Below are 11,764 nucleotides of genomic sequence, written 5' to 3' on the forward strand. Positions count from 1 at the left end.
CTGGACAGTTGACGGCTGGGTTCGTCGATCCTCCGGTCGCGCGGCGACCATCGGTAAGCGGGTGATTAGATCGGGGCATGGCGATATATGCACTCGACGACCGCGCGCCGATACTGGGCGCGGACACCTATGTCCATCCCGACGCGGTCGTCATCGGGGCGGTCACCCTCGGCGACGGGGTGTCGGTGTGGCCTGGCGCGGTGCTGCGCGGCGACTACGGGACCATCAGCATCGGCGCGCGCAGCAACATCCAGGACGGCACCGTGATCCATTGCACCCCTGTCGATCCGACGGTGATCGGGGCGGGCTGCGTGGTCGGGCACAACGCGCACATTGAGGGTGCGACGATCGGGGACAACTGCCTGATCGCGTCCGGGTCGGTGGTGCTCAACGGTTCGACGGTCGGTGACGGTGCGATCGTCGGCGCCGGCGCTGTGGTGCCGTTCAAGTTCGCCGTACCCGCCCGCCGAATGGCGTTGGGTGTCCCGGCGAAGATCCGCGAGGGTTTCGAGGTGACTGACGGCCACGTCGATCTCAACTGCGAGATGTACTTCCGCAACGCCCAGTACTACCGCTCCGCACTGCGGAGGCTCGACTGATGGCGAAACCCCCGAATCCGAAACCCCTGTCGGAGTTGGTCGATCCCGGGTGGGCGGAGGCTTTGGCGCCGGTCGAGTCGGCGGTCGCCGAGATGGGGCAGTTCCTGCGCGCCGAGATCGCCGAGGGCCGCGGCTATTTCCCGGCCGGCCAGCACGTGCTGCGGGCGTTTACGCGGCCCTTCGACGATGTGCGGGTACTCATCGTCGGACAGGATCCGTATCCGACGCCGGGGCATGCGGTGGGACTGAGCTTCTCGGTGGCGCCCGACGTCTCGCCGATTCCGCGGTCATTGGCCAACATCTACACCGAGTACTGCGCCGACCTCGGCTACCCGATGCCGTCGAACGGCGACCTGACCCCGTGGGCCGACGCCGGCGTGCTGCTGCTGAATCGCGTGCTCACTGTGTCGCCGGGCGAGCCCGCATCGCATCGCAACAGGGGCTGGGAACAGGTCACCGAATGCGCGATCAAGGCGCTCGTCAATCGCGACGAACCGCTCGTCGCAATCCTGTGGGGCAAGCATGCCGCCGAGTTGCAGAAGTGGATGCCAGATGTCCCGGTCATCGTGTCGCCGCACCCGTCGCCGCTGTCGGCGTCGCGGGGGTTCTTCGGTTCACGGCCCTTTAGTCGCGCGAACTCCGAACTCGCCGATCTCGGCGCCGACCCGGTCGATTGGCGTTTGCCCTGACGGGCTCTAACGGGAGGCCGCCCAGTCGGGCTTGCGCTTGCCGATGAAGGCGTCGACGCCCTCGCGTCCCTCCGGCGCGCCCGACCGCAGCGCGATGGATTGCGCCTCCAGCGCGAGATGCTCGACCAGGCTGTGATCGGGGGCCGCGGACAGCAGTCGGCGGGCACCCTGATCGGCCTGCCATGGCCCGGCAGCGATCTTCTCCGCCGCGGCCCGCGCGACCGCGTCGACATCGTCGTCGGCAACGACCTCAGACAACAGACCCCAATCGGCGGCCTCCGACGCCGATATCACCCGATCGGTGAGGATGATGTTGCGGGCTCGGGCGGCCCCGACCGCGCGCGGCAACGTCCAGGTCATCCCGCCGTCGGGGGTCAGACCGATGCCGCGGTAGGCGGGACGCATGCGGGTGGATTCGCCGCCGATCGCGACGTCGGCGTGCAGTACCAGCGACATCCCGGCGCCGGCCGCCCAGCCCTTGACGGCGGCGACCACGGGCCGGTCGGCCTCGTACAGCGCGGCGACCATCGCGTGGAAGTTGTCGGCGAGGCCACGCAGGTAGGTGGGCCGGTCCTCGGCCGCGGCGAACGCCCGCACATTTCCGCCGGCACAGAAATTGGCGCCCGCGCCGACGAGCAGGATCGCTCCCGCCTCGCGTTGACCCCGGGCGACTTCGCGCAGGGCCTGCGCACCCCCGGCCAGGGCGTCGTCGGCCAGTGACGTGCCGGCGGCGGCGGTCGAGACGGTGATGGTCAGAACGCCGCCATTGCTGTGGACCAGCGGCTCGGCGCTCGAGGGCGTGGTGGCGGTGGATGTGGTGGAAGTCATGCTGCCGAACTCTAGTAGGCGCACAACAAAGACCCGACGCCGGGGCGAGCGATTGCTCGGTCGGTGTCGGGTCTCGTCGGTGTGGCGGGACTACCGCCGGTCCGGCATGCGCCGGGGTCGCTGACTCAGACGGCGGCGGTCTTGCCGGCCTTCAGGCACGAGGTGCACACGTTCTTGCGCTTGCGGTTGCCGGGGGCAACCTCGATGCGCACCGACTGGATATTCGGGTTCCAGCGGCGGTTGGTGCGCCGGTGCGAGTGCGAAACCGACTTCCCGAAGCCCGGGCCCTTGCCGCAAAGGTCGCAAACGGCAGCCATCGTCGAACTCCCTTGATAGATGAAATAAGGTCTGGTGGTCCGCCCGTCGTGGCGTCGGACAGTGCACGGAGCATGCGCGTGCGCCGACAGGCAACCCTGCAAGGATAGCGGGCCGCCCGGGGCGCATCCAAATCCGCGCCCCACCGGCGAGGACGCATCGCCGGCCGTGCAGTGTCTGTCGTGGTCGCCGAGTAATCTCGAACACATCCCAGCGTCTCGAGAACAGAATGAGGGGTCGTGTGATCGCCCGGACGATGAACCCGCAGCTGTTGCGTGACTGGGCGCGCGCCTGCGCCGACAACCTCGAGACGCTGCGTGGCGAGATCAATGACCTCAACGTGTTCCCCATCCCGGATTCGGATACGGGCAGCAACATGGTGTTCACGATGACTGCGGCCGCCGACGCTGCCCAGTCGCTGCCTGAGGACGTGGCGGTTGTGGATGTGGCCCGAGCGATGGCCGAAGGTGCGGTGGCCGCGGCACGGGGCAATTCCGGGATCATCTTGTCGCAGGTTCTGGTGGGTCTCGCCGACGCCGCCGAATTGCTCGGCGACGGGCCAGAGCTGAACTTCAAGAATCTCGTCGCCTCCGGTTTGCGTCTCGGATCCCTCGCCGCGACCCGCGCGGTCAGCGAGCCGCGGGAGGGCACGGTGCTGACGCTGATCCGGGTGGCTGCGCAGGCGGCAGCCGAGCACGAGTCCGAATCGGCCAGTGATCTTGCCCGCGCCATCGCCGACGAATGCGCCGAGGCCCTCGAACGCACCCCCGACCAACTCCCGGTCCTGGCCAGTGCGGGCGTTGTCGACGCGGGTGGCCGCGGGTTCCTCGCGCTGCTCGACGCCATGGTGTCGGTGCTCACCGGGGTGTCCAACCGCCGCCGCCGTTATCGCGGCATCCTCACCGGCGGCGGGCAGCCCGGACATTCGGCCGACGACACCTGCACCGACGGCAGCGACATGGACTTCGAGGTGATGTACCTGCTGCACGGTGCGCTCGGGGAGCGAATCGCAGATCTGCGCCGCTTCCTCGACGACGTCGGTGACGCGGTGGTCATCGTCGGTGACAGTTCGAGTGGGGACGGCGAGCGGTTCTCCGTTCACGTGCACACCTGCGACCCGGGTGCGGCGGTTGAGGCGGGTGCGCTGCTCGGACGCATCTCCGACGTCCGAATCAGCTGTTTCGCATTGGATGCCATTCGTGCGCAGGCTGATTCGGTCGAGCCGCCGCCTCGGCACAAACGTGCGGTGGTGGCGGTGGTCACCGGTGAGGGTGCAGCCGAGTTGTTCACCGAGGCGGGCGCGACGGTGCTCCTCGCCGACGGAGGTCTCACCGCCGAGCAGTTGGCCGACGCGATCCGCAACACCGACAGCGCGCATGTCGTGGTGATGGCCAACGGCGCCTTGGCATCTCAGGAACTGGTGACCGTCGCAACCGAGGTCCGGTCCCCGCAGCGGGCGATCGTCACACTGCCGACGTCGTCGATGGTCCAGTGTCTGGCCGCCCTGGCGGTGCACGACCCGAGCGAGCAGGCCGACGCCGATGCCTACGCGATGGCCGAAGCGGCCGCGGGCACGCGGTGGGGATCACTGCAGATCGCCGAACAGCGGATGATGACGCTGGCCGGTACCTGTGACGTCGGTGACGTGCTCGGGCTGATCGGCTCCGACGTGCTCGTGGTCGCACCCGATCAGACTGGGGCCGCAACGGCTCTGGTGGATCTGATGCTGGCCACCGGTGGCGAGCTGGTCACCGTGTTGGCCGGAACCGAGGTGGACAAGGCCGCGCTCGACGCGATCGCAGAACAGATGCGACGCAGCTATCAGGGCATCGAACTTGCCGTCTACGAGACCGGTCAGCGCCACCGCCTCATCGAGGTCGGGGTCGAGTGACCGGGGATGGGTGCCCGAAACCGATGATCTCCCAGAACCTATGATTTCCCAGAACCTATGATTTCCCAGAACCTATGATTTCACTGTCGGATTCGTTGTCGGAGATTCTGGACAACAAGGTGGTCGACGGTCTGGCCTCGGTGGGCGTGACGACCGTGGGCGAGTTGCTGCACTACACGCCACGGCGATATGTGCGCCAGGGGCAGGCGTCGAAGGCGGAGATGCCCGAGACGGGGGAGTATCTGACCATCGTCGGCCGTATCACCAAGGCCGATCTCATTCCGATGAAGAAACGCTCGGGCAGATTCCTCAAGGTGACGGTCGCCGACGAGAGCCGTAAGTACGAGGCGAGCTTCTTCAATCCGAAGTTCATCCAGCACCGGCTGAAACCGGGGGCGCGAGTGATGATGGCGGGCACGGTGAAGTTCTTCCGCGACACCATCCAGTTGTCGCATCCGGATTGGATGGTCCTGCCCGACGGTGATTCCGAGGTGGATCGCGTGGTCGGTTCGGCGATGCTGACCGAGATGTACGCGGTCGAGGCCGATCTCACGTCCGATGACGATGCCGCCGGTCTCCTCGCCCAGTTCGACCGGCCGATCATTCCGCTGTATCCGGCCACCCGCGACATTCAGACCTGGGACATCTGGGGTGCCGTCCGCCGGGTCCTCGCTCACCGACCCGACACCGCGGACGCGCTCAGTGACGCCGAACGCAAGCGGCGCGGTCTGATCACCACCGCCGACGCGTTGTCCCGGATTCACCTCCCGGACACCGAGGACGACATCACCGCGGCGTCAGCCCGACTGAAGTTCGATGAGGCACTGGCGATTCAGACGGTCCTGGCGCAGCGTCGGCTCGCCGGGCGTAATGATTCGGCGCCGCCATGCCCGCATGTCCCAGGCGGGCTCGAGGACGGGCTCCTGGCCCGCTTGCCGTTTGAACTCACCGTCGGTCAGGTTGAGGTCGGCGCCGAACTCGGCGCGGATCTCGGGCGCAGCCAACCGATGAGCCGCCTGCTGCAGGGCGAGGTGGGCTCCGGTAAGACGCTGGTGTCCCTGCTGGCGATGCTGCGGGTGGTCGACAACGGGCATCAGTGCGCGATCCTGGCTCCCACCGAAGTTCTTGCTGCACAACACTATCGGACCATTCGAACGATGCTCGGCGACCTGGCGGCCGGCGGCGAGCTGTCGGCGGCGGACGGTGCCACCCAGATCGCGCTGCTCACCGGATCGATGAAGACCAAGGGCAAGCGTCAAACCCTGCTCGACGTGGTGTCGGGCGCCGCCGGGATCGTGATCGGTACCCACGCGCTGCTCGAAGAGAATGTCGAGTTCTTCGACCTCGGGATGGTCGTCGTCGACGAACAGCACCGGTTCGGTGTCGAACAGCGTGACGTGTTGCGCGGTCGCGGTCGCGACGGGGCGATGCCGCACTTCCTGGTGATGACTGCGACGCCGATCCCGCGCACGGTCGCCATGACGGCCTTCGGCGATCTGGACACCTCGGTGCTCACCGAACTTCCGCGGGGTCGGCAGCCGATCACCACCACCGTGGTTCCGATGGGGAACGTGCGGTGGGTCGATCGGGTGTGGTCGCGCGCGGCGGAGGAGATCGCGGCGGGCCGCCAGGTGTATGTGGTGTGCTCGCGCATCGGTGGCGACGAGGTGTCGGACGGTAGAGGCACCCCGGCAAAGGGCGATTCGACGGCACCGCAGACGGTTTCGGTGCTCGACCAGTACGAGAACCTGATCGCCGGCCCACTCGGTCATCTACGGATCGGGCTCCTGCACGGTCGTCTGCCGTCCGACGAGAAGAACGCGGTGATGGACGAATTCGGCCGCGGCGAGATCGACATCCTGGTGGCCACCACGGTCATCGAGGTCGGCGTCGATGTGCCGAACGCGACGATGATGGTGATCGTCGACGCCGAGCGTTTCGGTGTGAGCCAGCTCCATCAGCTGCGCGGTCGTGTCGGTCGTGGGCAGCATGCCGGTTTATGTCTGCTGATGACGAATACGGCACCCGTGTCCCAGGGCATGCAGCGACTGAACGCGGTGGCCGGTTCCAACGACGGATTCGTGCTGGCGCGTGTCGATCTGGCGCAGCGTCGCGAGGGTGACGTGCTCGGTTCGCTGCAGTCGGGCGGCACCACGTCCCTGCGCTTCCTGTCCCTGCTCGACGACGTCGACGTCATCGCCGATGCCCGCGAACTGGCCGATGAGGTGGTGGGCGCCGACCTCACCCTGATCGAACACCGACCCCTCGCCGACCTCGTCGACGCGATCCTGGTGCCGCACAAGATCGCTTACCTCGACAAGTCCTGACTCGAAGAGTTGGGTGACCGACGCTCTGACTTGGGCAAACGCCGCAGTGCTCTGTCCCTGAAAATAGGGGAAGAACTTCTTCCCCGGGGTTCACAGTCGTCCCCTAGAAATTCCTAGGGGAGGACTCCAAGAGTAGGGCACGAGTTTTCTTCCCCTAGTTTCTTGGCGGCAAAGAGCGCTTTCTGTGCTCGACGACGATGTTCGGAGTCCGAGGTCTGCGCTCGAGGTGGACCTCGGTGAGGGTTGACCGCGACGGCTTCGCCGACCTCCCACGCGCGTCGTCGGCGAGTCGTGGTTTCAGAAACCGCGTGTCTGGTCAGAAACCCGAGGTGCACCAGCGGTTTCTGGCGACAAGTGCGGTTTCTGCGATGAGGCCGCACTCTTCCCGCCTCCACGATCGCCGCCGCAGGCGGCGGTGGGTCGCTGACTCGACTAGGGCGTGTCTCCCAATTCCCTTTGCGGGTCTTGGCGGCTCGATCGCAGCCAGGGTGCAATCGACTCCACCAATCCCTCGCAGTGGAATTGGGAGACACGCCCTAATTGACCGCAGGGAACGGGAACTGCGCGGCGCGCGTCGAACCAATATGGCCCGACCCTCCCTCGCTCTCCGGTGGCGACGCTTGGTACGCCATCACCGATCGCGACGCTCTGGGGTGCATGGATGGACCATGCGTCGCTGGTGCGTGCTGAGCGCGTTCGTGGTGACGGCGCTCTTCGTGGCGACCGGGGTGATGGTCAACACCGCGCAGACGGGTGTCGACGAGCGGGTACGTGCAAGGGCGCAGCGGCTGACCGGGGAACTCGGTGCGCTGTCCGTCTCGGCGGCCCGGCGGCACCGCGAGGACTATCAGCGCTCGGCATTCGGAACTCCCTGGAGCGACGAGGTGCGGGTACGTGGCGGTTCCAACGGGTGTGACACCCGAAACGACATCCTCGCGCGCGATCTGCACGACACGCGTCGTGGCCCGACCAAGACGTGCCCCGGCGCTGTGCTCGCAGGGGAGTTCCGCAGCCCGTACACCGGCGACTACATCGTGTTCCGGCGTGACCTGGGCGCTGCAGCCGTGCAGATCGATCACATCGTCCCGCTCGCGTACGCGTGGGATATGGGGGCGTGGGCGTGGCCCGCGGAATTGCGGCAGGACTTCGCCAACGACCCCGCCAATCTCGTTGCGGTGGACGGGGGATCGAATCAGGACAAGAGCGACGCCGAACCCGCCCGCTGGATGCCGGACGAGCGGGGGTTCTGGTGTCAGTACGCAGTGCAGTTCGTCATCGTCGTGCGCAGCTACGGACTCGCGATCGACGCGGCGTCCCGGGATGTCCTTGCCGATGCTCTCCGGTGTCGGTGACGCGCGGCCGTTCGCCGACGGCACGTTGGGCCGAGAAATCGGCGGCGCTACGCTGGTGGGCGGATATTCGCACGCATGTCACCGCGACGATCGAGGAACACCGATGAGCGCACCCACCGCAGAAGAAGCCGTCACCGCAGAGTCCGGGACACAGCCGGACACCGAGAAGGTCGTTCTCGACCTCGCGCGGGCAGCGCGATCGGCGTCGCGGTCGCTGGGCGGACTGACCACTGCGGCCAAGAACAAGGTGCTGCTCGCAGCCGCCGACGCCGTGGAAGCCGCGGTCGAGGAGATCCTGGCCGCCAACGCCGAGGACATCTCGCGTGCCGAGTCCTCCGACATGGAGGCCAGCCTCCTCGACCGGCTTCGCCTGACTCCCGAGCGCGTCACCGGTATCGCGGAGGGCCTGCGACAGGTTGCGGTCCTGCCCGACCCGATCGGTGAGATCGTCTCCGGCAAGACCCTGCCCAACGGTTTGCAACTGCGCCAGATCCGCGTTCCGCTCGGTGTGGTCGGCATCGTCTACGAGGCCCGCCCCAATGTGACGGTCGACGCGTTCGGTATTGCCTTCAAGTCGGGCAACGCGGTGCTGCTGCGGGGATCGTCGTCGGCCGCGTCGTCGAACGCCGAATTGGTGCGAGTCCTGCGAGAAACGTTGTCGGACAACGGGGTCACTGCCGACGCGGTGGCGCTGCTGCCCAGCGAGGACCGTTCCAGCGTGACTGCACTGATCCGGGCGCGCGGTCTGGTGGACGTGGTGATCCCGCGCGGTGGCGCCGGACTCATCAACGCCGTCGTCAGCAATGCGACCGTGCCGACGATCGAGACGGGCACCGGCAACTGCCATGTCTACGTGCACGCACTCGCGGACCTCGACGTCGCGACGCGGGTGGTACTGAACTCCAAGACCCGCCGGCCCAGCGTCTGCAACACCGCCGAGACCGTCCTGATCGACAAGGCCGTCGCGGCAGACGCGCTGCCCCGGATCACGTCGGTCCTGCAGGCGCAGGGGGTCATCATCCATGGCGACGAGCCGGGGATGGAACCCGCGACCGAGCAGGATTGGGCCGAGGAGTACCTGTCGATGGACATCGCGATGAAGGTCGTCGACGACCTCGACGCCGCCGTCGCGCATATCGACAAATACGGAACCGGACACACCGAGGCGATCATCACCACCGACCTGGCCGCCGCCAACGAGTTCACCTCGCGCGTCGACGCCGCCGCGGTCATGGTCAACGCGTCGACCGCCTTCACCGACGGTGAGCAGTTCGGATTCGGTGCCGAGATCGGTATCTCCACGCAGAAGCTCCATGCGCGCGGCCCGATGGGACTGCCCGAACTCACCTCCACCAAATGGTTGGTGTGGGGCGCCGGACACGTGCGGCCCGCCTGATGAGCCAAGCATCCTCGGACACCGCACCGCGCATCGAGCCGTCCTTCGCCGACGTCGGCGACGTGGTGACCCGGCTGCGTGGCACGGGCTATCTCGCCGACGAGGCGACCGCGACGTCGACCTTTCTCGCCGACCGTCTCGGCAAGCCGTTGCTCGTGGAAGGTCCTGCGGGCGTGGGCAAGACGGAGCTCGCCCGCGCGATCGCGTCGGCCACCGACGCCGAACTCATCCGCTTGCAGTGCTATGAGGGCATCGACGAGGCGCGGGCGCTCTACGAGTGGAATCACGCCAAGCAGATCCTGCACATCCAGGCCACCGGCACGCGCGCATGGGACGAGGCGAAGACCGACATCTTCTCCGACGAGTTCCTCTTGCCGCGGCCGCTGCTGAAGGCGATCTCGTCGGAGGGGCGGACCGTCCTGCTGATCGACGAGGTCGACAAGGCCGACGTCGACATGGAGGGCCTGCTGCTCGAGGTGCTCAGCGATTTCGCCATCACCATCCCGGAGATGGGAACGGTCACCGCGGCACGACGACCGGTGGTGCTGTTGACCTCCAATGCCACTCGCGAGCTCTCCGAGGCCCTGAAGCGGCGCTGTCTGTACCTGTACATCGATTTCCCGGATGCGGCGCGAGAGAAGGAGATCCTCGCCTCGCGGGTCCCGGGACTGACCGATGCTCTCTCGGCCGAACTGGTGCGGATCGTCGGCGTCCTGCGCACCCTCGACATCCGCAAGAAGCCGTCGGTGGCCGAGACCATCGACTGGGCCAACACGTTGTTGGCACTTGGCGCGGGCGACGAGGCGAGCGGCAGTGCACGCGGCGGCATCGACGACGGTTTGATCGCCCGCACGCTGGGCGTGGTGCTCAAGCACCGGCCCGACCTCAAGACGGCGTTCAAAGAACTCAAGCTGGGCTGATGACCGCGCCGCTCGTCGCCCATCTCACCGACTTCGTCGACGAGTTGCGTCGCCGCGGTATCGAGGTGGGGCCGTCGAACCTGATCGATGCCGCCTCGGCGGTGGAGGTGCTCGACCTGCTGAGCCGCCCGCAGCTCCGGGAGGGACTCGCGGCGACGCTGCTCTCCGATCTGGCGCAACGCGGGGTCTTCGACCGTGTCTTCGACCTCTGGTTTCCGATAGCCTTCGGAAAGCGAACCGTCACAACCGATCTGCCGCGCGACGAGAACGGCGAGGTCGATATCCCCGCCGTGCGCGACATGCTGTCAGAGGTCCTCGCCGACGACGGACCCGACGCCGACGCCCGGCTGGCCGACATGGTCGCGATGATCGTCGACGCGCTGGGGCGCTACGAATCGACGCGGGGAGAGGCGTTCTCGGCGTATCAGGCACTGTCCGCGGTGAATCCGCAGACGTTGATCGCCGCCATCGCCGCGGCGATGGCCGGCGGTGATGACGGCTCGGGTGATCGAGCGGGCACCGACCCGATGAATCGCGCGGCGGCACGTGCCCGCGCCGCCGACCTGCGGGCGGCCATCGAGACGGAGACGCAGCGTCGGATGGCCGATCGCAACGGCCGCGAGCGCGTCGGCGAGTACGCGGTCCCGCAACTCCCGGAGAACATCAACTTCCTGTCTGCCGGTGCGCGCGAGCAGATGGAGATCCGGCGCACCATCGAGCCGCTCGCACGACTGTTGGCGGCCAAACTGGAGACCCGCAGACGGCGGGCGCATCGGGGTGCGGTCGACGTGCGCAAGACGCTGCGCGCCTCGATGTCGACCGGTGGCGTGCCGATCGAACTGAGTCACCGCAAGCCGCGGCCGGGCCGTCCCGAGCTCATCATCGTGTGTGACGTGTCGGGGTCGGTCGCCGGTTTCAGCCAGTTCACGTTGCGTTTGGTCTACGCGCTGCGCCAGCAGTTCTCCAAGGTTCGGGTGTTCGCGTTCGTGGACACCGTCGACGAGGTGACCGAGTACTTCGACCATGGCGAGGACGACTTCGGCGCGGCCATGCACGCGATGATCTCGACCGCCCGCATCAGCACTCGTGACGGGCATTCCGATTACGGGAACATGCTGCGCGGCTTTGTCTCCGAGTACGCGGACTCCCTGACCCATCGCGGTGCGCTGCTGATTCTGGGCGATGCGCGCAACAACTTCCACGACACGTCGATCGGTGCTCTGACGGAGCTGGTGGACCGGGCCCGGCACGCCTATTGGCTCAATCCCGAGGCGCAGACGCACTGGGGCACCGGGGACTCGGCTGCGACCGATTACCAGGAGGCGATCGACATGTTCGAGTGCCGTAACGCGGTGCAACTCGGCCGCGTCATCGCCGACCTCCTGCCGATCTGAGCTGCTGTCGAGCAGCCTCGATACTCCGACGGCGCGGCGAGGACGCGTAGACT

At 67.2% G+C, this 11,764-nt stretch carries 10 protein-coding genes; 8 read left to right on the forward strand and 2 right to left on the reverse strand.

Going from position 1 to position 11,764, the window contains the following annotated elements; all coding sequences use genetic code 11:
- Nucleotides 1-77: 77 nt before the first annotated feature.
- Entirely contained in the window at nucleotides 78-599 is a 522-nt protein-coding gene (locus MKW15_RS10465; protein ID WP_240857550.1) for a gamma carbonic anhydrase family protein, read from the forward strand.
- Nucleotides 599-1,288, forward strand: coding sequence for a uracil-DNA glycosylase (locus MKW15_RS10470; RefSeq protein WP_240857551.1), 690 nt, complete (start codon nucleotides 599-601; stop codon nucleotides 1,286-1,288). Before MKW15_RS10465 ends, MKW15_RS10470 begins: the two co-directional genes overlap by 1 nt.
- 6 nt (nucleotides 1,289-1,294) lie before the next feature.
- Here MKW15_RS10470 and MKW15_RS10475 read toward each other — a convergent pair whose 3' ends face one another.
- Both MKW15_RS10475 and rpmB read right to left on the reverse strand, forming a co-directional pair.
- Nucleotides 1,295-2,116: an enoyl-CoA hydratase/isomerase family protein gene (locus tag MKW15_RS10475; protein ID WP_240857552.1), complete on the reverse strand. Its 822-nt coding sequence runs from the start codon at nucleotides 2,114-2,116 to the stop codon at nucleotides 1,295-1,297.
- A 125-nt stretch (nucleotides 2,117-2,241) separates the two neighbouring features.
- A complete protein-coding gene (gene rpmB / locus MKW15_RS10480) occupies nucleotides 2,242-2,433 on the reverse strand; it encodes a 50S ribosomal protein L28 (RefSeq protein ID WP_240857553.1) in 192 nt (63 codons plus the stop codon).
- Nucleotides 2,434-2,687: 254 nt separating this feature from the next.
- Between rpmB and MKW15_RS10485 the strand changes: the two genes are divergently transcribed.
- From MKW15_RS10485 to MKW15_RS10510, 6 genes are all read left to right on the forward strand, one after another.
- Nucleotides 2,688-4,322: a DAK2 domain-containing protein gene (locus tag MKW15_RS10485; RefSeq protein WP_240857612.1), complete on the forward strand. Its 1,635-nt coding sequence runs from the start codon at nucleotides 2,688-2,690 to the stop codon at nucleotides 4,320-4,322.
- 74 nt (nucleotides 4,323-4,396) lie between these two features.
- On the forward strand, nucleotides 4,397-6,649 hold the full coding sequence (recG, locus tag MKW15_RS10490; RefSeq protein WP_240857554.1) for an ATP-dependent DNA helicase RecG: 2,253 nt from the start codon (nucleotides 4,397-4,399) through the stop codon (nucleotides 6,647-6,649).
- Between the two features lie 584 nt (nucleotides 6,650-7,233).
- Nucleotides 7,234-8,001: an HNH endonuclease family protein gene (locus tag MKW15_RS10495; protein ID WP_374246886.1), complete on the forward strand. Its 768-nt coding sequence runs from the start codon at nucleotides 7,234-7,236 to the stop codon at nucleotides 7,999-8,001.
- Between the two features lie 103 nt (nucleotides 8,002-8,104).
- Nucleotides 8,105-9,397 (forward strand): glutamate-5-semialdehyde dehydrogenase, encoded by a 1,293-nt coding sequence (locus MKW15_RS10500; RefSeq protein WP_240857556.1) that lies wholly within the window; start codon nucleotides 8,105-8,107, stop codon nucleotides 9,395-9,397.
- Complete coding sequence (locus MKW15_RS10505; protein ID WP_240857557.1) at nucleotides 9,397-10,317, forward strand: AAA family ATPase; 921 nt, start codon at nucleotides 9,397-9,399, stop codon at nucleotides 10,315-10,317. The genes MKW15_RS10500 and MKW15_RS10505 overlap by 1 nt, the downstream gene beginning before the upstream one ends.
- A complete protein-coding gene (locus MKW15_RS10510) occupies nucleotides 10,317-11,711 on the forward strand; it encodes a vWA domain-containing protein (RefSeq protein ID WP_240857558.1) in 1,395 nt (464 codons plus the stop codon). The genes MKW15_RS10505 and MKW15_RS10510 overlap by 1 nt, the downstream gene beginning before the upstream one ends.
- The last annotated feature ends 53 nt before the right edge of the window (nucleotides 11,712-11,764 follow it).

Source organism: Gordonia gummivorans (assembly GCF_022513585.1).
Classification (GTDB): domain Bacteria; phylum Actinomycetota; class Actinomycetes; order Mycobacteriales; family Mycobacteriaceae; genus Gordonia.